The organism is Nocardioides silvaticus, assembly GCF_003160695.1.
Lineage (GTDB): Bacteria > Actinomycetota > Actinomycetes > Propionibacteriales > Nocardioidaceae > Nocardioides > Nocardioides silvaticus.
Genome location: NZ_QGDD01000002.1, coordinates 449,266 through 471,608, shown reverse-complemented (window position 1 = coordinate 471,608; position 22,343 = coordinate 449,266). Strand labels below are relative to the sequence as shown.

General features: G+C 71.6%; 22 protein-coding genes and 1 pseudogene. 14 read left to right on the top strand and 9 right to left on the bottom strand.

All coding sequences use genetic code 11. The features are described from left to right. Positions 1-6 precede the first annotated feature (6 nt). The 7 genes from sufC to DJ010_RS21770 are packed head-to-tail and all read right to left on the bottom strand — an operon-like array spanning position 7 to position 5,170. On the bottom strand, positions 7-765 hold the full coding sequence (gene sufC / locus DJ010_RS07105) for a Fe-S cluster assembly ATPase SufC (RefSeq protein WP_109692919.1): 759 nt from the start codon (positions 763-765) through the stop codon (positions 7-9). After that, on the bottom strand, positions 762-1,097 hold the full coding sequence (locus tag DJ010_RS07100) for a non-heme iron oxygenase ferredoxin subunit (RefSeq protein WP_109692918.1): 336 nt from the start codon (positions 1,095-1,097) through the stop codon (positions 762-764). Before DJ010_RS07100 ends, sufC begins: the two co-directional genes overlap by 4 nt. Beyond that, the gene (gene sufD / locus DJ010_RS07095) at positions 1,094-2,257 is read right to left on the bottom strand and encodes a Fe-S cluster assembly protein SufD (protein ID WP_109692917.1); all 1,164 of its coding nucleotides are present in this window, start codon (positions 2,255-2,257) and stop codon (positions 1,094-1,096) included. Before sufD ends, DJ010_RS07100 begins: the two co-directional genes overlap by 4 nt. Next, positions 2,257-3,675: a Fe-S cluster assembly protein SufB gene (sufB, locus tag DJ010_RS07090; protein WP_109692916.1), complete on the bottom strand. Its 1,419-nt coding sequence runs from the start codon at positions 3,673-3,675 to the stop codon at positions 2,257-2,259. The genes sufD and sufB overlap by 1 nt, the downstream gene beginning before the upstream one ends. Beyond that, a complete protein-coding gene (locus DJ010_RS07085) occupies positions 3,672-4,349 on the bottom strand; it encodes a helix-turn-helix transcriptional regulator (protein ID WP_109692915.1) in 678 nt (225 codons plus the stop codon). Before DJ010_RS07085 ends, sufB begins: the two co-directional genes overlap by 4 nt. 57 nt (positions 4,350-4,406) lie before the next feature. Beyond that, positions 4,407-4,820, bottom strand: a complete 414-nt coding sequence (locus DJ010_RS07080) for a hypothetical protein (RefSeq protein WP_245927309.1) — start codon at positions 4,818-4,820, stop codon at positions 4,407-4,409. Next, the gene (locus tag DJ010_RS21770; protein ID WP_146207276.1) at positions 4,817-5,170 is read right to left on the bottom strand and encodes a hypothetical protein; all 354 of its coding nucleotides are present in this window, start codon (positions 5,168-5,170) and stop codon (positions 4,817-4,819) included. The genes DJ010_RS07080 and DJ010_RS21770 overlap by 4 nt, the downstream gene beginning before the upstream one ends. An 86-nt stretch (positions 5,171-5,256) precedes the next feature. Between DJ010_RS21770 and DJ010_RS07075 the strand changes: the two genes are divergently transcribed. From DJ010_RS07075 to DJ010_RS07040, 9 genes and pseudogenes are all read left to right on the top strand, one after another. Continuing rightward, the gene (locus DJ010_RS07075; protein WP_109692914.1) at positions 5,257-5,892 is read left to right on the top strand and encodes a hypothetical protein; all 636 of its coding nucleotides are present in this window, start codon (positions 5,257-5,259) and stop codon (positions 5,890-5,892) included. A 22-nt stretch (positions 5,893-5,914) separates the two neighbouring features. Continuing rightward, positions 5,915-6,550 (top strand): hypothetical protein, encoded by a 636-nt coding sequence (locus tag DJ010_RS07070; protein WP_109692913.1) that lies wholly within the window; start codon positions 5,915-5,917, stop codon positions 6,548-6,550. A gap of 116 nt (positions 6,551-6,666) precedes the next feature. Beyond that, a complete protein-coding gene (locus DJ010_RS07065) occupies positions 6,667-7,314 on the top strand; it encodes a hypothetical protein (RefSeq protein ID WP_146207275.1) in 648 nt (215 codons plus the stop codon). Beyond that, positions 7,311-9,380 carry a GAP1-N2 domain-containing protein gene (locus DJ010_RS07060; RefSeq protein ID WP_109692911.1) on the top strand — a complete coding sequence of 690 codons (2,070 nt, stop codon included), beginning with the start codon at positions 7,311-7,313 and terminating at the stop codon, positions 9,378-9,380. The genes DJ010_RS07065 and DJ010_RS07060 overlap by 4 nt, the downstream gene beginning before the upstream one ends. Position 9,381: 1 nt before the next feature. Further along, on the top strand, positions 9,382-10,968 hold the full coding sequence (locus DJ010_RS07055; RefSeq protein WP_109692910.1) for a TRAFAC clade GTPase domain-containing protein: 1,587 nt from the start codon (positions 9,382-9,384) through the stop codon (positions 10,966-10,968). After that, positions 10,965-11,132, top strand: a complete 168-nt coding sequence (locus DJ010_RS22015; protein ID WP_158282961.1) for a hypothetical protein — start codon at positions 10,965-10,967, stop codon at positions 11,130-11,132. Before DJ010_RS07055 ends, DJ010_RS22015 begins: the two co-directional genes overlap by 4 nt. Positions 11,133-11,191: 59 nt before the next feature. Next, a pseudogene (locus DJ010_RS07050) lies at positions 11,192-11,851 on the top strand (ABC transporter ATP-binding protein); the annotation flags it as partial. A gap of 233 nt (positions 11,852-12,084) precedes the next feature. Continuing rightward, entirely contained in the window at positions 12,085-12,852 is a 768-nt protein-coding gene (locus DJ010_RS07045; RefSeq protein WP_245927305.1) for an ABC transporter permease, read from the top strand. 5 nt (positions 12,853-12,857) lie between these two features. Continuing rightward, positions 12,858-13,754, top strand: a complete 897-nt coding sequence (locus tag DJ010_RS07040) for a COX15/CtaA family protein (RefSeq protein WP_245927303.1) — start codon at positions 12,858-12,860, stop codon at positions 13,752-13,754. Between the two features lie 280 nt (positions 13,755-14,034). Here the strand turns inward: DJ010_RS07040 and DJ010_RS07035 are convergent, their stop codons facing one another. Beyond that, positions 14,035-14,973: a heme o synthase gene (locus DJ010_RS07035; protein ID WP_245927359.1), complete on the bottom strand. Its 939-nt coding sequence runs from the start codon at positions 14,971-14,973 to the stop codon at positions 14,035-14,037. A 147-nt stretch (positions 14,974-15,120) separates the two neighbouring features. On the opposite strand from DJ010_RS07035, the gene tkt reads away from it, so the two are divergent. From tkt to DJ010_RS07010, 5 genes are all read left to right on the top strand, one after another. After that, a complete protein-coding gene (gene tkt, locus DJ010_RS07030) occupies positions 15,121-17,232 on the top strand; it encodes a transketolase (RefSeq protein WP_109692909.1) in 2,112 nt (703 codons plus the stop codon). Between the two features lie 45 nt (positions 17,233-17,277). Beyond that, a complete protein-coding gene (tal, locus tag DJ010_RS07025; RefSeq protein ID WP_109692908.1) occupies positions 17,278-18,372 on the top strand; it encodes a transaldolase in 1,095 nt (364 codons plus the stop codon). A 2-nt stretch (positions 18,373-18,374) separates the two neighbouring features. Next, entirely contained in the window at positions 18,375-20,006 is a 1,632-nt protein-coding gene (gene pgi, locus DJ010_RS07020; RefSeq protein WP_439331684.1) for a glucose-6-phosphate isomerase, read from the top strand. Then, positions 20,003-20,737, top strand: coding sequence for a 6-phosphogluconolactonase (gene pgl / locus DJ010_RS07015; RefSeq protein WP_109692907.1), 735 nt, complete (start codon positions 20,003-20,005; stop codon positions 20,735-20,737). The genes pgi and pgl overlap by 4 nt, the downstream gene beginning before the upstream one ends. A 190-nt stretch (positions 20,738-20,927) precedes the next feature. Continuing rightward, complete coding sequence (locus tag DJ010_RS07010) at positions 20,928-21,896, top strand: type IV toxin-antitoxin system AbiEi family antitoxin (protein WP_109692906.1); 969 nt, start codon at positions 20,928-20,930, stop codon at positions 21,894-21,896. Positions 21,897-21,978: 82 nt separating this feature from the next. On the opposite strand, the gene DJ010_RS07005 is transcribed toward DJ010_RS07010, so the two are convergent. Then, a complete protein-coding gene (locus DJ010_RS07005; RefSeq protein WP_109692905.1) occupies positions 21,979-22,338 on the bottom strand; it encodes an RNA polymerase-binding protein RbpA in 360 nt (119 codons plus the stop codon). Between the last annotated feature and the right edge of the window lie 5 nt (positions 22,339-22,343).

Sequence of the window (22,343 nt, the reverse complement as noted above, 5' to 3'; positions counted from 1 at the left end):
GGGACCTCAGACCGCGGCCTTGGTGTACTTCTCGTAGCCGTTGGCCTCGAGCTCGTCGGCCAGCTCCGGCCCACCCTCGTCGGCGACGCGGCCGTCGACGAACACGTGCACGAAGTCGGGCTGGATGTAGCGCAGGATCCGCGTGTAGTGCGTGATCAGCAGGACGCCCTTGCCGTCCCGCTCGCGGAACCGGTTGACGCCCTCGGAGACGACCTTGAGCGCGTCGATGTCGAGACCGGAGTCGGTCTCGTCGAGGATCGCGACCTTCGGGTCGAGCAGGTCGAGCTGGGCGATCTCGTGGCGTTTCTTCTCACCACCGGAGAAGCCCTCGTTGACCGAGCGCTGCGAGAACGACGCGTCGAGGTTCATCCGCTCCATGACGCCGTTGACGTCCTTGACCCAGGTGCGCAGCTTCGGCGCCTCACCGTCGATGGCGGTCTTCGCGGTCCGGAGGAAGTTGGCGACCGAGACGCCGGGCACCTCGACGGGGTACTGCATCGCGAGGAACAGGCCGGCGCGGGCGCGCTCGTCGACCGACATCTCCAGGACGTCCTCCCCGTCGAGCAGGACCGAGCCCGAGGTGATCTCGTAGCGCGGGTGGCCCGCGATCGAGTAGGCGAGCGTCGACTTGCCCGAGCCGTTGGGGCCCATGATCGCGTGGGTCTCGCCGTCGTTGATGGTCAGCGTGACGCCCTTGAGGATCTCCTTCGGGCCGTCCTCGGTGGTGACCTGGACGTGCAGGTCCTTGATCTCGAGGGTGCTCATGCGGGCTTGACTCCATTCAGGGTGGTCTCCACGTCGACGTACACGTCGTCTCCGCGGACTTCTACGGGGAAGGTGGCGACCGGTTCGGTCGCCGGGAAGTGGGTGGGCTTGCCGGTGCGCAGCTCGAAGCACGAGCCGTGCAGCCAGCACTCGACCGCGCCGTCGGCGACCTCGCCCTCGGACAGCGACACCGCGGCGTGCGAGCACTGGTCCTGCAGCGCGAACACCTCGTCGCCGTCACGGGCGATGGCCACGTCGTACTCGCCGACGGTGACGCCGAGCGCCTCGTCGGTGGGCACGTCGGCCAGCGCGCACGCGCGTTCGAAGGTCACACGAGCTCCTTCAGCACGTTCTTGGCGAGCTCGGCCTCGACGGTCTCGAGGAGCTTCTCCTCGATCGACGGGATGCCGACCTTGCGGATCAGGTCGTTGAAGAAGCCGTGCACGACCAGCCGCTGGGCCTCCTTCTCGGAGACGCCGCGCGAGCGCAGGTAGAACAGCTGCTCGTCGTCGAACCGGGCGGTCGCGGACGCGTGGCCCGCGCCCTCGATCTCGCCGGTCTCGATCTCGAGGTTGGGCACCGAGTCGGCCTGGCAGCCGTCGGTGAGCACCAGGTTGCGGTTCTCCTCGTAGGTCTCGATGCCCTCGGCCACCTTGCGGATCAGGACGTTGCCGATCCAGACCGTGTGCGCCTTCTCGCCCTGCAGCGCGCCCTTGTAGACGACGTGCGACTTGGTCTTGGGCGCGTTGTGGTCGGCGAACAGCCGGTGCTCGAGGTGCTGGCCCTCGTCGGCGAAGTAGAGGCCGAGCAGCTCGGCCTCGCCGCCGGGTCCGGCGTACTCGACGTTGGCGTGCATCCGGACCAGGTCGCCGCCGAACGAGATCGACGTGTGCTTCACCGACGCGTCGCGGCCGACCCGGATCGCGTCGCGACCCAGGTGGACGGCGTCGTCGTCCCAGTCCTGGAGGGTGAGGACGTTGACCTGGGCGCCGTCGCCGACCAGGAACGTCTGGATCGCCGAGTAGCGCGCCGAGCCCTCGTGCACCAGCACGAGCGTGACCTCGGCGTGCGCGCCGACCCGGTAGAGGACCCGGCCCCAGACCAGGTCGTCGACCGACGAGCCGGTGAGCCGGAGGACGACCGGTTCCGCGACGACGGTCTCGGCCGGCACGTCGAGCAGGATCGCTCCGCCGGAGAGCTCGGCGGAGAGCGCGGCCGGCCGCTCGTTGGGCGGCAGCTCGAGCTCGCGCGCCTGCTCGGCGGTGATCTCGGTCAGGGTCACGCCGACGGGCAGCGTGGTGTCCCACTTCAGGTGCGCGTCGGACGCCTCGCCGTCGAGGATGCCCCGGAGGCGCTTGAGCGGCGTGAACCGCCACACCTCCTCGCGACCGGTCGGGACGGGGTGGTCGGCCAGGTCGTACGACGCGGGCGGGTTGAGGTGGCTCTCGACGCGATCGGTGGCGTTCTCGAGAGCCTCAGCGACTGCCGTCATCAGCCGACGGCTCCTTCCATCTGCAGCTCGATGAGTCGGTTCAGCTCGAGGGCGTACTCCATCGGCAGCTCCTTGGCGATCGGCTCGACGAAGCCGCGCACGATCATCGCCATCGCCTCGTCCTCGGCCATGCCGCGCGACATCAGGTAGAAGAGCTGGTCGTCGGAGACCTTCGAGACCGAGGCCTCGTGGCCCATCGAGACGTCGTCCTCGCGGATGTCGACGTAGGGGTAGGTGTCGGACCGGCTGATCTGGTCGACGAGCAGCGCGTCGCACAGCACGTTGGACTTCGAGCCGTGGGCGCCCTCGTTGACCTGGATCAGCCCGCGGTACGACGTACGGCCCCCACCGCGCGCGACCGACTTGCTCAGGATCGAGCTGGACGTGTGCGGCGCGGCGTGCACCATCTTGGCGCCCGCGTCCTGGTGCTGGCCCTCGCCCGCGAACGCGATCGAGAGCGTCTCGCCCTTGGCGTGCTCGCCCATCAGGTAGACGGCGGGGTACTTCATCGTCACCTTGGAGCCGATGTTGCCGTCGACCCACTCCATGGTGGCGCCGGCCTCGCAGACCGCGCGCTTGGTCACCAGGTTGTAGACGTTGTTCGACCAGTTCTGGATGGTCGTGTAGCGGCAGCGGCCGCCCTTCTTCACGATGATCTCGACGACCGCGGAGTGCAGCGAGTCGGAGCTGTAGATCGGCGCCGTGCAGCCCTCGACGTAGTGCACGTAGGCGTCCTCGTCGACGATGATCAGCGTCCGCTCGAACTGGCCCATGTTCTCGGTGTTGATCCGGAAGTAGGCCTGCAGCGGGATGTCGACGTGGACACCCTTCGGCACGTAGATGAACGACCCACCCGACCACACGGCGGTGTTGAGCGCGGCGAACTTGTTGTCGCCGACCGGGATCACCGTGCCGAAGTACTCCTGGAAGATCTCCGGGTGCTCCCTGAGCGCGGTGTCGGTGTCGAGGAAGAGCACGCCCTGGGCCTCGAGGTCCTCGCGGATCGAGTGGTAGACGACCTCGGACTCGTACTGGGCGGCGACGCCGGCGACCAGGCGCTGCTTCTCCGCCTCCGGGATGCCGAGCTTGTCGTAGGTGTTCTTGATGTCCTCGGGGAGGTCCTCCCACGAGGCCGCCTGCTTCTCGCTGGAGCGGACGAAGTACTTGATGTTGTCGAAGTCGATGGCCGACAGGTCCGAGCCCCAGGTGGGCATCGGCTTGCGGTCGAAGAGCTTGAGGCCCTTCAGGCGCAGGTCGAGCATCCACTGCGGCTCGCTCTTCTTGCCGGAGATGTCGCGGACGACGTCCTCGTTGAGGCCGCGCTTGGCCGCTGCGCCCGCCACGTCGGTGTCGGCCCAGCCGAACTCGTAGCGACCGATCCCCTTCAGCTCGGGGTTGAGGTCTTCGATCGAGGTCATGTGGTGACCTGCTCCTTCTTCTCGGGCGTGGTGGGAATGCACGTGGTGCAGACGCCATCGCCGTGGGCGATGGTCGCCAGCCGTTGCACGTGCGTGCCGAGCACGCGGCTGATCGCCTCGGTCTCGGCCTCGCACAGCTGCGGGAACTCGTGGGCGACGTGGGAGACCGGGCAGTGCTGCTGGCACAGCTGCTCCCCCACGACCGGCAGCTCGCGGACCGACGCGGCGTACCCCTCGTCGGAGAACACCACCGCCAGCACCTCGGCCGGGGACTTCTGCGGGTGCGCGGCCGCGACCTGCGGGAACTTCGTCTCGATGAAAGCGGCCCGCCGCTCGGCGAAGGCCTTCACCGCCTCGGGACCGACCGTCTCGGTGAGGAAGCGGAGCGCCTCGGCCGCGAGGTCGTCGTACTGTGCCTCGAAGCCGTCGCGCCCGCGCTCGGTGAGCGCGAACACCTTGGCCGGGCGGCCACGCCCGCGGTGCCCCGCGGGGCGGGGGTCACGGGCCTCGACGGCGCCCTCCTCGAGCAGGTGGTCGAGGTGCCGGCGTACGGCGGCGGCGGTCAGGTCGAGGCGCTCGGCCAGGGCCGCCGCGGTGGACGGTCCGTTGACCAGGATCGACCGCGCGACGCGCTGGCGCGTCGGCTGGTCACCTTCCTGGAGAGCGGGGTCCACGTTTTCCACAACACCAGTGTGACGTTATTGCTTCCTGCCCTTCAAGGAAGGCTCCCCTTAGTTGTCCCGGCTGCCGTGGCCGGCCTCGGCGCGGGTGTGGCGGAGCCAGGCGATCCCGGCCAGGGGCAGGACGAGCGGCAGGAACCCGTAGCCCTGGCCGAAGTGCGACCACACGGTCTTGTCCGGGAACAGGTCGCTCGCCGCGTAGCTGAGCGCCCCCACGACCAGCACACCGGTCAGCTCCACGCCGACGGCGGTCGCCGCGAGAAGCCAGCCGATCCGCCCGCCGAGGAGCAGCGCGGTGGTCGCCGCCAGGTAGACGACCGCGGCGAACAGCGACAGCGAGTACGCCAGCGGCGCCTTGTCGGCGTCGGTGCTGAGCTGCAGCAGCGACCGGCCGGTGGCGGCCACCGCGAAGACGCCGTACACGAACACGAGGGCGCGACCCCAGCCCACGGCGAGGGTGCTCACGACCAGATCCCGTCCAGCCGGACCTCGAGCGCCGCGACGGTCAGCACCGCGAGCATGACCACGGCGGTCCCCGCCCGGTTGCGCTCGGCCAGCGACCAGAACGCGCCGATCGGCAGCACCAGGGTCACGCCCACCAGGTAGCTGACGAACAGGAGGCCGTCGACCTCGCGGTCGGTGCTGCCGAGCGCGATGCACCCGGCGACCAGCTGACCGAGGAGGACGAGCTCGGTGATGCCGAGCAGCACGAACATGCCGTCCTGGGCCGCGAGGTCGCGGACGAGGTGCACGAGGAGCAACAGCATCGTGATCCCGCAGAGCACGAGGACAGCTCCGAGGACCCAGGGACTCACGCCGGTCAGCGTAGTGACCAGATGTCCGCGACCGGCTGACGGGACCTGCTGACACCTTTGGCAAAGCGGCATACGATCCGACTGCCATGACGACAGCCGACTCCAGCGCGTCGGGCGCGGGCTCCGGCTCGTTCGCCGATGAGCTCCGCTCGCTCTACGAGATGCGGCAGCGCGCCGAAGCGGCGATCGGCGAGGCGCTCGCCACCCGCCGGCAGGCGCTGTCGGAGGCGGACCAGATCGTCGCCCGGGCGCAGCAGGCCGCCGACGCCGTCAAGGCGGAGGCCGACTCGCGCACGTCCCTCTCCTCGGCCGAGGCCCGGGGCCGCGCGGAGCAGATCGTGGCCGAGGCCAAGGCCGCGGCACGGTCGATCCTGGCCGAGGCCGAGACCGACGCCGAGCGGCTGCGGCACGAGGCGACGGCCACGACCGCGCGGGCCGAGGAGCTCGAGGCCTCGGCCACCGAGCTGATCGAGACCGCCCGCCGGATGGCGGAGTTCGAGCGGGAGGCGTCCGCCCGGGAGACCGCCGACCTGCGGGCGGCTGCGCTCGCCGGGGTCGCGGCCTCGAGCCACGGCGCGCTCGACCAGCTCGACCAGGTCGCCGCCGGGCTCGACGACGCGATCAGCGCGGCCGCCGCGCGGCTCTCCGACATCGTGGCCACGCTGTCCGGTGTGCGCGAGACGCTGCCGCACGCGGACCGCGAAGTGGACGCTGATGACTGACGGCGCAGGTAGCCTGGGCCGCGTGAGCACACCGGCCGGAGGCGGCACCGCCGATCTCGTGGCGGAGCTGCGTGCCCAGGCCGAGGCAGCGGTCGTGCAGGCGACCGAGACCGCCGACCAGGTCGCCCGCGAGGTGGTCGAGGTCCGCGAGCAGGCCGACGCCGTCGCCGCGGCGCTCGAGGCCGGTGCCCGGCAGGCCGCGGAAGCCGCCGCCGCCGAGAGCCAGCTGGCCGACGAAGCCCTCCTCAGCGAGGCACGCGCCGCTGCCGCCGCCGTGATCGCCGAGGCGGAGGCCAAGGCCGCCAGCATCCGGGTCACCGCTGCGGCGGCCGCCGACGACGCCAAGGCCGCGCTCGCCCGCGCGGAGGTACGCCGGGAGTCGGCCGCCGTGCAGGCCGACGCGCTCCGGCTCACCGCCCGCCGCGAGGCCGCGATGCACCGCCGGCAGCAGCTGGAGGAGACCCACCAGGTCGGCAACGGCCAGCTCGACGCCGTCTCGGACGTCGCGAGCCGGCTGGGCGTGACGCTCGAGACCCTCTCGGCCGCGCTGGCCGAGGTCGGCCCCGCATCGAGCCGGCTGCACGCCGAGATCCCGGCCGCTGACGAGATCGCCCCGGCGTCGCCCGCGACCGAACGGTTAACACGGTCTCGGAACTGATAACCCGATTTTCTTTCGTCGCGAGGCGGGTGTACGAGAATATCGAGGCTGCGTCGCTGACGCGCGCGGCGTTCTCTGCTCCAGCACCACCCAATCGCTCCCAATGGGGGGACCTGATGACCGAAGCAAGGCCGACCGGCTCTGCCGGCACCAATCCGTCAGCGCAGGAGATGCGCGAGGTCTTCGACCTCAAGAGCCGCGCCGAGCAGGAGCTCGCCGAAGCCGCCGAGATCCGTCGCAAGGCGCTCTCCGAGGCCGACGCGATCGTGATGCAGGCGCAGAAGATCGCCGACGGCGTGGCGGGCGACGCGGAGAGCCGCAAGGACCTCGCGGCGGCCGAGGCGAAGGGCCGCGCCGAGCAGATCCTCGCCGACGCCCGCACCCGCGCCGAGGAGATCGCCGCTGCCGCGGAGCGCGAGGCCCGCGAGACCGCGAACGCCGCCGAGGAGGACCGCGCGCAGGCCGCCCGCACCAAGGCGGAGGCCGAGCAGCTGCTGTCCGAGTCACGCCGCGCCGCCGAGCAGGACCGGAAGCTGGCCGAGAAGGAGTCCCGGGCGCTCATCGACTCGGCCACCGCCGACGCCGCCCACCAGGCCGACTCCGCCCTGCGCGACCTGGTCTCGATCGCCTCGTCGCTGCGCGACTCGATGGCGGCCGCCTCGATCCGTCTCGGAGACCTCCTCGAGCAGCTGGGCGAGGTGACCGACAAGTTCGCGGCGGCCCGGCAGGGCGAACCTTCTGGATCCTCGCGCTTCCGGCGGTGACCGCGGTGCTCGACGTCGCCGTCTACTCCGACACGACGGCTGAGGAGTCGGTCGACGGGGTCGAGGGGTTCAACTTCCGCGCGCTCAGCGCCGGGATCACCCCCGAGGACCGCCGTCGCATCCGCGAGGAGCTGCTGCACCGGGTGCACCCGACCTGGGCGCACGACCACGACGAGCTCGACCACCCTCCGACCTGTGCTCTGCTCCGGCGGGACGGGCGCACCTACCTCGCGCGCGGCCGGTCCACCGGTCTCACGCTCAGTGGCCGTCAGGGCAACCTCGTCACCCAGGTCCTGGTCGCCGACGACGGGGACGCGTTCGGGAAGTACCACCCCGCCCAGCTCTACGCAGCGCCCGAGTGGACGCTGGAGGCCACCCCGAGCGGAGACCTCGACCCGTGGCCGGCGCCGACGTCGGTGCGCGCGGACTTCGAGGCCGACGCCCTCGAGGCGATGCTGCGCGACGACCCGTGGGCGGTCCGGGTGCTCCCCCACTACCTGACGATGCTCGACGCCGCCGCTCGCGAGGCACCGCAGCGGCTGGTGCTCGTCCACCGCGACCTCGACGTGGTGATGCGCTGGATCGCCGCAGGTGCGCTCCTGCTCGAGCCGGAGCGGGCGGCCAACCTGACCTTCCGCGCGCTCGTGGACGACCCGCTGCGGACCGACGCAGCCGTCGTCGGCCTGAGCCCGGAGTTCGAGCTCGAGCCCGTGGTCGGCGCGAACGTGATCGACCTCGAGCGTCGGACGACCTCCGACATCGAGCCCAGCACCGGCAGCCGGGCCCGCGTGGCCGCGTTCCTCGACGGTGCGCACGCCGGAGGGCGACCCGCGTTCGACCTGGCCGCCCGGTGGGAGCCGACCGTCGGCGCCGAGCTCGCCGCCCGCGCGGCGTCGGCCCTGCACGGGGCCATCCCGGCGAGCGAGCCGTGGCGGCTGGCCGTCGAGCTGGTCGACGCCCTGGACAGCGCCGGCGCGCGGAACGAGCTCGTCGTCCCGGCCCAGCCGGTCCTCGCCGCGATCGACACCTGGCTGCCGGCCACCGCGGAGGAGATCCGGACCGCGCGCGAGACCCGCGACCGGGTCCGCGCCATCGGAGCCACCGGCGTCGCGGACGCCCTCGACCGGGTCGCGGGCGCCGGGCTCGAGCGGCTGGTGACCACGTTGAGCGCCGAGCTCGAGGCGCACGACCGGGGGGCCGAGCTCGCCGTCGTCAACGGCACCTGGGACTGGCTGGCCGAGGAGCCGGAGGCCGAGACGGTCCACCCGTGGCTCGAGGCCGCCGTCATCGGGCAGCTGCCCCGCGAGCAACGGGCCGACGCGCTGGCCGGCGTCCAGCTCGAGATCCGGACCTGGCCGATCGTCATCGGCCGGCCGATCCTTCCCCGCGACAACCTGCTGGTCGCCGCCTGGCTGCGGCACCAGGGCATCGACGCCCGACTCGCCGCGATCGTCCGCAACGGCGTCGCGGCGCTGCGGGGCGGCCAGGGCGGCAGCGACGCGTCGTACGACGAGCTGCTCGACGCCGCACTGCACGCGCCGTACTTCGGCACCGACTTCCCCGACGAGGAGCTCGCCGACCTCGTGCTCGAGTACGCCGCCGTCCACGAGCGCATCCACGGGGCGCGCGCCCGGGTGGCGGACCGCGCCAACAAGACGCTGAAGCCGCTGCTCGCGGACCTGCGCGCCTGGGGCCCCGCCGTCGCGCCGCACCTCGGCAGCTGCCTGATCGACGCCGTCGACGCGCGCGCGGTCGAGTACGTCGCCGAGGAGGCCGGCCCCTGGGCGAGCGACGGGGTGCGCCACGCGTTGCGCAGCCGGTTCACGTCGGAGCCCAAGTCCGACGTCGCACTGCACGCGCTGAGGCTCGCCGGCGGCTCGCCCGCACCGATCGCCGACGGCGCGCGCAAGTTCCTGACCGAGGACGTGAAGTCGTCCACGCTGACCCGGCTGCGCGGAGAGTGGGAGCGCCCGGAGCGCGACCGCCTCGACGCCCTGCTCCGATCCGCCGGTCCCGACCGGCGTCGCGGGCGCAGCGGTCGGTTCGGAAAAGCCAAGGGGGCCTGAGTTGCTGTTCGCGACTGTCGCAGGATGGTGGGCGGCGTCGGCGGTCGTCGCCGGCATCGCCGGAGCCGTGGTGGGTGTCGTCCTGCCGGTGCTGAGCTTCACCCGGCGGTTCCACCCGCCGGAGATCACGACGCCGGACGCGGTCGCCGAGGGCAAGGTCCTCCACGCACCGGTCGGCGCCGGGCACCGGTTCGGGTGGGACCGGGCCTGGCCGCTCTACCTGCCCCACCAGGGGCTGCGCGACGCCGCAGCCGTCCGAGCCGGCGCGCTCGCGGTGGGGCGCCGCACCGTGGACCTGGCCCGTTCCCTGTGGTGGCGTCCGGGCGAGGGCGCCGGCCGCGCCGCCGCGGCAGTCCTCACCGGAGCGCTGTGGGTGCTGCTGCTCCTTCCCGTCCTCGTCGGCGTGCTGGCCGGCCTGGCGGTGTCGGTGCTGGCCTGGCACGTGGCGCTGGCCGTGGCGGGCGGGCTCCTCGCCGTCGGCCAGGCGTTCGCGATCGTGGTCCGCCGGTCGGTCGAGGCGACACTGCGCTCGCAACGTCGTACGACGTCCCGCTGTCCGCGCTGCTACGCGGTCACGGTCACGCCGAGCTACCTGTGCACCAACACCGGCTGCCTCGTCATGCACCGCGACCTCACCCCTGGCCCGCTCGGGATCTTCCGCCGTCGCTGCGCGTGCCAGACGACCATCCCCAGCACCGTGCGCCAGGGCGGGAAGCACCTGGTGGCGGTGTGCCAGTCCTGCCGACGCGAGCTGCCGAAGGGCAGCGGCACCCGGCAGATCATGTTCCTGCCGGTCATCGGCGCCGTCGCCTCGGGCAAGACCCAGTACCTGTCCGGGGCGCTCGTCAGCATCGCCGACCGGGTCACCGCTGCCGGTGGCGAGCTGACCCCGATCTCCCCGGTCTCCCGCTCGTTCCTCAAGGCGGCCGAGGCGGCGGTCACGACCGGGCGGCGGGTCGCCAAGACGCCGTGGGACGACCGGCCCGAGGGCCTGCCGTTCCGGCTCACCGTCGGCGCGGTCGACAAGGAGGTCCAGCTCATGGACGCGGCCGGCGAGGCGTTCGCCGACGAGGACCGGTCGCGGGCGCTGGTCTACTTCGACACCGCCGACGTGATCATGCTGATGCTCGACCCCCTCGCGCTGCCCAAGGTCACGCCGCTCTACAACTCCTCCGACCTCGCCGGGTCGGTGTCCGTCGCCGACGGCGACCCCACCCGGGCCTACGCGAGCGTCGTCGAGCGGCTCAAGGCCGACGGCGTCGACCTCACCGGCAAGCACCTCGGGGTGGTCGTCACCAAGGCCGACATCGTCCACGAGCTGATGGGCGACGACGTGCTCGACGCCGGCGACGGCGGTGCCGTGCGCCGGTGGTTGTCCAACCGCGGCCTCGACGACTTCGTCGCGACCATCGAGAGCGACTTCGGAAGCGTCGGCTACTTCGCCATCGACTCCTACGGCCAGCGGGAGCCCGACGACCCGCTGCACCCGCTCAACGCGCTCGACTGGGCGTTCCACGAGTCGGGCTTCTGGGTCGAGGCGATCGGCCGCACCGAGCCCGAGGACGAGCTGGAAGGAGTGCTGAAGTGAGCACCGCACCCGACCGCCTGCCCCCGCACTACCACGCGCTCCGGGTCCTGTGGACCGTCCTCCAGGTCGTGCTGCTGCTCGTCCTGGTCGTCGTGCTGTTCGGGGCCTACCCGCCCGTCGACCTCGTCGGCGACGTCAGCGACTGGGCCCGCGACCTGCTGTAGCCGGGAGGCTCCGTAGACTGACGCGCGTGTCGCCCGCCGTCGAGATCTCCGATCTCCGCATGTCCTACGGCGGGAAGGCGGCCGTCGACGGGCTCTCCCTGGAGGTCGCGAGCGGCACCATCACCGCCGTGCTCGGACCCAACGGCGCCGGCAAGACCACCACGCTCGAGACCTGCGAGGGCTACCGCCGCCCGCACGAGGGCCAGGTCCGCGTCCTCGGCCTCGACCCGATCGCCGACCACCGCGCCCTGATGCCCCGCATCGGTGTGATGCTGCAGTCCGGCGGCGCCTGGAGCGGCGTCCGCGCCGAGGAGATGCTGCGCCACGTCGCCCGGCTGCACGCGCACCCGATCGACCCCGACCTGCTCGTCGAGCGGCTCGCGCTGCACGAGTGCGGGCGGACGCCGTACCGCCGTCTCTCCGGCGGCCAGCAGCAGCGGCTCGGGCTGGCGATGGCGCTGGTCGGGCGGCCGGAGCTGGTCTTCGTCGACGAACCGACCGCGGGTCTCGACCCGCAGGTCCGGCGGACCGTCTGGGAGCTGCTCGAGGAGCTGCGCGGCGACGGCGTGACCGTCGTCCTGACGACCCACTACCTGGAGGAGGCCGAGCGGCTGGCCGACCAGGTGCACATCCTCGACAAGGGCCGCCTCGTCGCCAGCGGCTCACCGCTCGAGCTGACCCGGGGCGGCACCGTGGCGACCATCCGGCTGGTCGTGACCCAGCCGTTCCCGCCCGGTGCGCCCGAGTCGCTCGCCGCAGCGCTGGGACCGACCACCGAGCTGGTGGTCCTCGACGCGCACAGCCTGCAGGTCTCCGGCCCGGCCGACGGGACCACGCTGGCCGTGGTCTCCCGCTGGTGCGAGCAGCACGGCGTGCTGCCGGAGTCGCTGACCCTGGGCCAGCGCAACCTCGAGGACGTCTTCCTCGAGCTCACCGGACGGGAGACCGCCTCGTGAGCAGCACCGGGACGTTCACCCCCGCCCCCGGCGCGGCACCGCTGGCACGGCAGGTCCTCGCCCAGGCCGGCATGGAGACCAAGCTCCTGCTGCGCAACGGCGAGCAGCTCCTGCTCGCGGTGGTGATCCCGCTGCTCGTCCTCGTCGGAGCCGTCCGCGGCGCACCGCGGCTGGACCTCGACTCCCCGCACACCTCGATCGACGTGCTGACCCCCGGCGTGCTCGCGCTGGCGGTGATGTCGACCGCGTTCACGTCGCTGGCGATCGCGACCGGCTTCGAGCGGCGGTACGGCGTGCTCAAGCGGCTCGGCACCGCTCCCCTGTCCCGCAGCGCGCTCCTCGGCGGCAAGGTCGGCGCGCTGCTGTGCGTCGAGGTGCTGCAGTTCCTCGTGATCGGCGTCGTGGGGCTGCTGCTCGGCTGGTCGCCGGACCTGTCCGTGGTCGGGGTGCTGCTCGCGGTCCTGCTCGGCACCGGGGCCTTCGCCGGGCTCGGCATGCTGCTGGCCGGCACGCTGCGTGCGGAGGCGACCCTGGCGGGCGCGAACCTGGTCTACCTGCTGCTCCTGGCGGGCGGCGCCGTCGTACTCCCGGCGGAGGCGTACGGCGGCCTCGGCGACGTCGTCTCCTGGCTGCCGTCGGGCGCGCTCGGCGAGGCCATGCGGACGGCCTGCGAGGGCAGCGTCCCGGGCCGGGACCTGCTGATCCTCGCCGCCTGGGCGGTCGCCGGCACCGCGGCCGCGGCTCGGTGGTTCCGGTGGGAGTGACGACCGTGACCACGGCGCCGGCGCGCCTGCTCGTGCCGCTGGCCTGGGCGAACCTGGTCGCCAACATCGGCATCGTCATCACCGGCGGCGCGGTCCGGCTCACCGGATCGGGCCTCGGCTGCCCGACCTGGCCCCGCTGCACCGACGAGTCCTACGTGGCGCACGGCGAGCTCGGGCTGCACGGCGCGATCGAGTTCGGCAACCGCCTGCTGACGTTCGTCCTCGTCGTGATCGCGATCGGCTGCTGGCTGGCGGCGCTGCTCCCGGTGCTCCGGGACCGGGTGGGACCCGACCGCGCGGACCGACGGCCGCTGCTGCTGTCGACGATCATCGCTCTCGGCATCCCCGCCCAGGCGGTGATCGGCGGGATCACGGTGCACACCGACCTCAACCCGTGGGTGGTCGCCCTGCACCTGCTGGTGTCGATGGCGATCATCGGCGTCTGCGTGCTGCTCGTCGACCACCTGGTCGGCCGACCGCGGGCCTGGGCCGACGCGTCGTCCCGGCGGGCTGGCGTGGCGACGTTCCTCGCCGGCTGGGTCGTCCTCTACCTCGGCACCGTCGTCACCGGTTCCGGTCCGCACAGCGGCGACGAGGACTCCCGCCGCACCGGGCTCGACCCGGGCGCGATGTCCCACGTGCACGCCTGGGCGGTCTACGTCCTGGTTGCCCTGACGATCGCGACGCTGGTGCTGGCCCGGCGGCACGGCAACCTGCCGCTGCGCAACGCCGCGCTCGCGCTGCTGGCGGTCGAGGCCGTGCAGGGCGTCATCGGCTACACCCAGTACTTCCTGGACCTGCCGATCGCGCTGGTCCTGCTGCACATGCTCGGCGCCGCGCTGACGGCCGCCGGCCTCGCCTGGGTGGCCGTCTCCACGAGGGCACACCGGCCGACCCGCTGAGGGGGTCGGGTCGGAACGGCGCCGACGCTCTTTCCAGTGCTGCCTCCCCCTCGGGACGTCGGCGTTGGAGCGCGCCGACGTCCCGAGGGTGCGTCGTGGAGGAGCAGACCCGCCGGACGAATGGGGAGTCACGTCCGCCGAGCCGGTGTCGTTGTCACTGACACCCGAGGTAGATGAAATCAGCAATACCCGACCCCGGTCACCTCTTTACCGGACGCCGCCACCACATCCGATACCGACGACCGGTCGGACCCGGGCCAGGCGGCCGGTCACCCGGAGATCAGCGCAGCAGCGGGTCGATCGCGACCGCGACGAACAGCAGCGAGAGGTAGAGGTTGCTGCTGTGGAAGAGATGCATCGGACGGATCACCGAGAGATCCTCCGACCCCTTCGCGCGGCGCTCGAGCTGGTGTGCCTGGACCAGGAACACCGCGCCGAGCACGCCGGCGACGACCGGGTAGACCGGACCGGTGCCCGCCACCGGCCAGAGCACCAGGCTGGTCGCGACCATCACCCAGCTGTAGACCACGATCTGCACCGCGACGTCGTGAGCCGGGCGCACCACCGGCAGCATCGGGACGTCGACCTGCTTGTAGTCCTCGCGGTAGCGCAGCGCCAGCGCCCACGTGTGCGGCGGGGTCCAGAAGAAGACCACCGCGAACAGCACGACCGGCGCCCAGGCGAGCTCGCCGGTGACCGCGGTCCAGCCGATGAGCGCCGGGAAGCAGCCGGCGATCCCGCCCCAGACGATGTTCTGGGCGGTCCGCCGCTTGAGCAGCATCGTGTAGCCGAAGACGTAGAAGGCGTTGGCGCCCACCGACAGCGCGGCTGAGAGCGGGTTCACCCACGCCCACAGGATGATCGTCGACAGGATGCCGAGCGCGAAGCCGAAGACCAGCGCCGCCCGCGGGCTGATGATGTGCCGCGGCAGCGCCCGGCGACGGGTCCGCCGCATCTGCTCGTCGATGTCGCGGTCGTAGACGCAGTTGAAGACCGACGCCGAGCCCGCGGAGAACGCACCGCCGAGCACGGTCGCGACGACGAGGCCGAGGTCCGGGACGCCCTGCGCGGCGAAGAACATGACCGGCACGGTCGTCAGGAGCAGCAGCTCGATGACGCGCGGCTTGGTGAGCCCGACGTAGGCCATGACGACGTCGCGGACGGAGGCCCGCTCGCGGAGGTCGCCCTGCTCGACGACGCCGTTGACACCGACGACCAGCGGGACTGCTGGGCGGTCAGGATCGACGGTCGTCACGGGTTACCTCACGGCAGGGGTCGGGGCGGGCCCGAGTCTATCGGTGATCGCGCTCGGTCCCGCCATCCGGTCCTTGTCGGCCGGTGTGGAGCGCTCGGTAGGCTCGGAACCATGATCCCGGACCTGGACTGGACCGACCTCGACCGCAAGGCGGTCGACACCGCACGGGTGCTCGCGATGGACGCCGTGCAGAAGGTGGGCAACGGTCACCCGGGCACGGCGATGAGCCTCGCGCCCGCGGCGTACCTCCTCTTCCAGAAGGTGATGCGGCACGACCCCGCCAACCCCGACTGGGTCTCGCGCGACCGGTTCGTGCTGAGCGCGGGGCACAGCTCGATCACCCTCTACACCCAGCTCTACCTCGGTGGGTTCGGCCTGGAGATCGAGGACCTGAAGTCGCTGCGGACCTGGGGCTCCAAGACCCCCGGCCACCCCGAGTTCGGCCACACCGCCGGCGTCGAGGTCACGACCGGTCCGCTGGGCCAGGGCGTCGGCAACGCGGTGGGCATGGCGATGGCCGCCCGCCGCGAGCGCGGCCTGCTCGATCCCGACCCGGCGCCCGGCGAGTCGTTGTTCGACCACAACATCTACGCGATCGCCTCCGACGGCGACCTCCAGGAGGGCGTCAGCAGCGAGGCGTCGTCGATCGCCGGCACCCAGGGGCTCGGCAACCTGACGGTCATCTACGACGCCAACCGGATCTCGATCGAGGGCGACACGAACATCGCGTTCAACGAGGACGTCGCGAAGCGCTATGAGGCCTACGGCTGGCACGTCCAGACCGTCGACTGGACCCACGAGGGTGACCACGGCAACGGCAACGACTACCACGAGGACGTCCCGGCACTCCACGAGGCGATCAAGGCCGCCGACGCCGTCACCGACCAGCCCTCGCTGATCGTGCTGCGCACCATCATCGCGTGGCCCGCGCCGAGTGCCCAGAACACCGAGGCCGCCCACGGCTCGGCGCTCGGCGAGGAGGAGGTCGCGGCCACCAAGAAGGTGCTCGGGTTCGACCCCGACCGCACCTTCGAGGTCCCCGAGGACGTCCTCGCCCACACCCGGTCGCTGCTGGAGCGCGGCAAGGAGTGGGGCGCGGAGTGGGACCGGAGGTACGACGAGTGGGCCGCCGCCAACCCCGAGCGCGACGCGCTGCTCCACCGGATCAAGGGTCGCGAGCTCCCCGAGGGCCTCGAGGCCGCGCTGCCCTCGTTCCCCGCCGACGAGAAGGGCGTCGCCACCCGCGCGGCCTCCGGCAAGGTCATCAACGCCGTCGCGCCGGTCATGCCCGAGCTCTGGGGCGGCTCCGCCGACCTGGCCGGCTCCAACAACACCACGATCAAGGACGCGCCGTCGTTCCTCCCGGCCGAGCGGTCCGTCGAGGAGTGGCAGGCCGACCCGCTGCAGGGCCGGGTGCTCCACTTCGGCATCCGTGAGCACGGGATGGGCGCCGTGATGAACGGCATCGCGGTGCACGGCGGCACCCGCGTCTTCGGCGGCACCTTCCTCACCTTCTCCGACTACATGCGCGGCGCGGTCCGCGTCGCGGCGCTGATGAAGGCGCCGGTCGTCTATGTCTGGACCCACGACTCGATCGGCCTGGGCGAGGACGGCCCCACGCACCAGCCGGTCGAGCACCTCTGGGCGCTCCGGGGCATCCCCGGGCTCGACATCGTCCGTCCCGCCGACGCCAACGAGACCGCAGCGGCCTGGCTGCAGATCCTGAAGAACACCGACCGCCCCGCGGGGCTGGTCCTGACCCGGCAGAACGTGCCGGTCTTCCCGCGCGGCGAGGACGGGTTCGCGACGGTCGAGAAGGTCGGCAACGGTGGCTACGTGCTGCTCGACGCCGAGGGCGGCCAGCCCGACGTGATCCTCATCGGCACCGGCTCGGAGGTCCAGCTCGCCGTCAAGGCGCGCGAGCAGCTCAAGGCCGACGGGATCAACGCCCGCGTGGTCTCGATGCCCTCCATCGAGTGGTTCGAGCAGCAGACCCAGGCCTACCGCGACGAGGTGCTGCCGCCGTACGTCAAGGCGCGGGTCAGCGTGGAGGCAGGCATCCGGCAGGGCTGGCGGGAGTACGTCGGCGACGTCGGCCGGATGGTCAGCCTCGAGCACTTCGGCGCCTCCGCCGAGTACCAACGGATCTACCAGGAGGTCGGCATCACCGCCGAGGCGGTCACCCAGGCCGCCAAGGACAGTATCGAGGCCGCCGCAAAGTAACCCACCACGGCGGCCGCACGCCCACGACGCACGAAGGAGAACCCTGTGAGTGATCGTCTGAAGGCACTGGCGGACGCCGGTGTGAGCATCTGGCTCGACGACCTGTCGCGCGAGCGCATCGAGACCGGCAACCTCGCCGAGCTCGTCAAGAACAAGCACGTCGTCGGCGTGACCACCAACCCGACGATCTTCGCCTCGGCGATCGCCGACGGGGAGCGGTACGACGAGCAGGTGCGACGGCTGGTCTCCGAGGGCGCCGACGTCACCAAGGTGATCTTCGAGCTCACGACCGAGGACGTCCGCAACGGCTGCGACGTGATGAGGCCGGTCGCCGACGGGGCACCCGCCGACGGCAAGGTGTCCATCGAGGTCGAGCCGGACCTGGCCAACGACACCGACGCGACCATCGACTCGGCGCGCAAGCTGTGGAAGGCCGTCGACCGGCCCAACGCCTACATCAAGATCCCGGCCACCAAGGAGGGCCTGCCGGCGATCACGACCGCGATCTCCGAGGGGATCTCGGTGAACGTGACGTTGATCTTCAGCACTGAGCGCTACCGCGAGGTGATGGACGCCTACGTAACCGGGCTCGAGCAGGCAAAGGAGGCCGGCCACGACCTCGGCTCGATCTACTCCGTGGCGTCGTTCTTCGTCTCCCGGGTCGACACCGAGATCGACAAGCGGCTCGAGGCGATCGGCAGCGACGAGGCGCTGGCGCTGCGGGGCAAGGCGGCCGTCGCCAACGCCCGGCTGGCCTACGCGGCGTACGAGGAGGTCATCGCCTCGGACCGGTGGCAGGCGCTCGCCGCGGCGGGCGGCAACGCGCAACGCCCCCTCTGGGCGTCGACCGGCGTGAAGAACCCGGACTACCCCGACACCCTCTACGTCACCGACCTGGTCGTCCCCGACACCGTCAACACCATGCCGGAGAAGACGCTGGAGGCCTTCGCCGACCACGGTGAGGTCAACGGCGACCAGGTGACCGGCAAGGCCGAGGAGGCGCAGCAGCTATTCGACCAGCTGGCCGAGGTCGGCATCGACCTCGAGGACGTCTTCCTCGCGCTGGAGTCCGAGGGCGTCGACAAGTTCAAGAAGTCGTGGGAAGAGCTCGTCGAGACCGTGAAGGGCCAGATGGGCTGAACGTGGACCCGACGACGACGCCGGCGTGGGCGCGCTTGACCGAGCTGGCCGCCAGGGGCACGCCCGACCTGCGCCAGGTGTTCGCGGACGACCCCGGTCGGGTCGACCGGTTCACGTTCGCCGCGGCCGACCTCCACGTCGACCTCTCGAAGAACCTCGTCGACGACGACGTCGTCGCGACGCTGCTCAACCTCGCCCGTGAGGTCGACCTCGAGCAGCGGCGCGACGCGATGTTCGCCGGCGAGCACATCAACGTCACCGAGGACCGCGCGGTGCTGCACACCGCACTGCGCAAGCCTGCGGACGCCCGGCTCGAGGTCGACGGCCAGGACGTCGTCGCCGATGTGCACGCCGTGCTCGCGCGGGTCTACGCGTTCGCCGAACAGGTGCGGTCGGGGGCGTGGACCGGCGTCACCGGCGAGCGGATCCGCACGGTCGTCAACATCGGCATCGGCGGTTCCGACCTCGGTCCGGTGATGGCCTACGAGGCGCTCAAGCCCTACCGGCACGATGACATCGAGTGCCGCTTCATCAGCAACATCGACCCGACCGACGCGGCCGAGACGCTTGCGGGGCTCGACCCGGCGACGACGCTGTTCATCGTGTCGAGCAAGACGTTCGGCACCCTCGAGACCCTCACCAACGCCCGACTGTGCCGGTCGTGGTTGCTCGACGGCCTGGGCTCGGCCGAGGGCGCGGTGGCGAAGCACTTCGTCGCCGTGTCCACCGCGCTCGACAAGGTCGAGGCGTTCGGCATCGACCCGGCCAACGCGTTCGGCTTCTGGGACTGGGTCGGCGGCCGCTACTCGGTCGACTCGGCGATCGGCCTGTCGCTGGTGCTCGCGATCGGTCCCGAGCGGTTCGCCGAGTTCCTCGCGGGCTTCCACGCCGTCGACGAGCACTTCCGCACGACCCCGCTGGAGAGCAACGTGCCGGCGCTGATGGGTCTGCTCAACGTCTGGTACGTCAACTTCCTCGGCGCGCAGACCCACGCCGTACTTCCCTATGCGCAGTCGCTGCACCGGTTCGCGGCGTACCTCCAGCAGCTGACGATGGAGAGCAACGGCAAGGGCGTGCGGTGGGACGGCTCCCCCGTCACCACCGACACCGGTGAGGTGTTCTGGGGCGAGCCCGGCACCAACGGGCAGCACGCGTTCTACCAGCTGATCCACCAGGGCACCCGGCTGATCCCGGCGGACTTCATCGCGGTCGCCAACCCCGCGCACCCGCTGAAGGACGGCGAGGTCGACGTGCACGAGCTGTTCCTCGCGAACTTCTTCGCGCAGACCAAGGCGCTCGCGTTCGGCAAGACCGCCGACGAGGTGCGCGCCGAGGGCACGAAGGAGGCGATCGTGCCGGCGCGGGTCTTCACCGGCAACCGCCCGACCACCTCGATCATGGCGCCGGAGCTCTCGCCGTCCGTGCTCGGTCAGCTGATCGCGCTCTACGAGCACATCACGTTCACCCAGGGCGTCGTCTGGGGGATCGACAGCTTCGACCAGTGGGGCGTCGAGCTCGGCAAACAGCTCGCACAGCAGGTCACTCCCGCGGTCGCGGGCGACGACGCGGCGCTGGAGCAGCAGGACGCGTCCACCCGCGCCCTCATCGACTACTACCGGAGGCACCGCCGGTGACCGACGAACGACCCGCCCCGCTCGTCGAGGTGAAGCCCGACGCCGACGCGCTGGCGACCGCCGTCGCGGGCGAGCTGCTGAACCGGATCGCCGACGCCCAGGCCGCCGGCCACGTACCGCACATCGGTCTCACCGGCGGCACCATCGCCGAGGTCGTCCACAAGGAGGTGGCTCGGATGGCGCCCGCCTCCGGCGTCGACTGGGGTGCCGTGCACTTCTGGTTCGGCGACGAGCGCTTCGTCCCCTCCGACTCCCCCGACCGCAACGCCGGCCAGGCCCGTGCGGCGTTCCTCGACGAGGTCGGGGCCACCCGCGTGCACGAGGTCCCCGCCGCCGACCAGGTGGCCGACGCCGAGGCCGCCGCTGCGTCGTACTCCGAGGAGGTGCGGGCCGAGGGCGGCGGCGCCTTCGACGTCCTCATGCTCGGCATCGGCCCCGACGGCCACGTCGCCTCGCTCTTCCCCGGCCACCCCGGCCTCGACGTCACCGATGCCCTCGCCGCCGCCGTCCACGACTCCCCCAAGCCCCCGCCCGAGCGCGTCACCCTCACCTTCGAGGCCCTCGACCGCGCCCACACCGTCTGGTTCCTCGCCTCCGGCGAGGGCAAGGCCGAAGCGGTCGCCCGCGCCCTCGCCGACGACGGCTCGGTCGCCGAGACCCCCGCCCGCGGCGTCCGCGGCCTCACCGAGACGACGTGGTTCCTCGACCACGACGCCGCCTCCCGCCTCTGACGACCCGTCGCAAACTCGCACTCATCAACCGCCGACCCGTCGCAAACTCGCGCCCGTAGGGCGCCGACCCGTCGCAAACTCGCACTCATAGGGCGCCGACCCGTCGCAAACTCGCAGTCCGCCCGGCAGTTTTCCACAGGCTCGACGAAGTGCGGTGTTCTAGGACGCCGAGAGGCCGGACCCTTGCGGCATGGACTTCACCCCGCTGCTCGGGCAGCCGTTCCTCGGGCCCGCCTTCCCCCTGCCCCTCGACCGACCGTTCACCACCGCAGAGGCGCGCTACGAGGCCGGGCTCTCGTACCGCGACCTCAAGTGGCTGGTCGACGAAGGCTTCCTGCGCCACCCGGTCAAGGGCGTGTACGTCGCAGCCCAGCTCGGCGATTCGACGAGCCTGCGTGTCCAGTGCCTGCGCCTGGTGGTGCCGGAGGATGCCGTTGTCTGCGACCGTCACGCCGGATGGCTTCACGGCGCCGAGATGGCCCTCGCGCCGAACGAGCACGTGAACGTGATGCCGATCTGCGTCTTCCTGCCACCGGGCCGCCGGTTGCGCAACGAGCTGACGGTCGGCGGCGAACGCAAACTCGAGCCCTCCGACATCACCGAGGTCGACGGTCTGCTCGTCACCACACCGATCAGGACGACCTGGGACCTGGGGCGGACTCGCTGGACCGATCGCTCGATCGCTGGAATGGACCAGATGCTTCGCCTGGGCGTGTTCTCCAAGGAGGAGCTGATCGCCGGCATCGAGCGATTCCGCGGGATGCGCTGGGTGACGGTCCTCCGGGTCGTCGCTCCGCACACGGACGGCCGCGCCGAGTCACCACCGGAATCGGTGCTGCGCCTGCGGTGGATCGAGACGTACCTGCCCGCGCCCATCCCGCAGTTCGAGGTCTGGTCAGCCGGGGAGTTCCTCGCCCGGCTGGACCTGGCGAACGAGCAGCTCCGCTATGCCGCTGAGTACGACGGTGCCGAGTGGCACTCCAGCCCTGGTCAGCTGGAGCACGACCGCCTCCGCCGCGCACTGGTGACGGAGCAGGAAGGCTGGCACATCACGCCGTTCACCAAGGAGAACCTGTTCGGCCCGCACCAGAACGCGGACCGGGTGCTGCGGCGCGAGATCGCCGAGGCAGGACGCAGGATCCGTCGTACCGGCGCGTGAGTTTGCGCCGGGTCGGCACCTTGCTCGCGCGAGTTTGCGCCGGGTCGGCGCCCCAGTGGTGCGAGTTTGAGCCGGGTCGGCGTCAGAAGATGATCTCGCCGGACTTGCGGCGGGAGCGGAGGAGCTGGACGGCCTCGTCGAGGATGACCTCGGCCTCCTTGTCGGAGCGGCGCTCCTTCACGTAGGCGAGGTGGGTCTTGTAGGGCTCGATCTTCGGCGCCGGAGGGGCGTTCTCGGAGTCGAGGCCTGCGGGGAGGCCGCACTTCGGGCAGTCCCAGGAGTCGGGCACGACGGCCTCGACCGAGAAGGCGATCACGGAGCGGTGCCCGTGTGCGCAGTAATAGGTCACCGCCTGGCGGGGCGCTGCCTCGCCACGCTCGGCCTCGCCCATGGGGCCGGCCCCGACACGACTACCGCGGATCGCGTTGCCACCACCTGCCAACGGAC

Coding starts and splice junctions, on each gene's coding strand:
- DJ010_RS07065 (WP_146207275.1), top strand. CDS start 6,667: ATGACCGAAGCAAGGCCGACCGGCTCTGCCGGCACCAATCCGTCAGCG.
- sufB (WP_109692916.1), bottom strand. CDS start 3,675: ATGACCTCGATCGAAGACCTCAACCCCGAGCTGAAGGGGATCGGTCGC.
- sufD (WP_109692917.1), bottom strand. CDS start 2,257: ATGACGGCAGTCGCTGAGGCTCTCGAGAACGCCACCGATCGCGTCGAG.
- DJ010_RS07075 (WP_109692914.1), top strand. CDS start 5,257: ATGACGACAGCCGACTCCAGCGCGTCGGGCGCGGGCTCCGGCTCGTTC.
- sufC (WP_109692919.1), bottom strand. CDS start 765: ATGAGCACCCTCGAGATCAAGGACCTGCACGTCCAGGTCACCACCGAG.
- tkt (WP_109692909.1), top strand. CDS start 15,121: ATGATCCCGGACCTGGACTGGACCGACCTCGACCGCAAGGCGGTCGAC.
- DJ010_RS07010 (WP_109692906.1), top strand. CDS start 20,928: ATGGACTTCACCCCGCTGCTCGGGCAGCCGTTCCTCGGGCCCGCCTTC.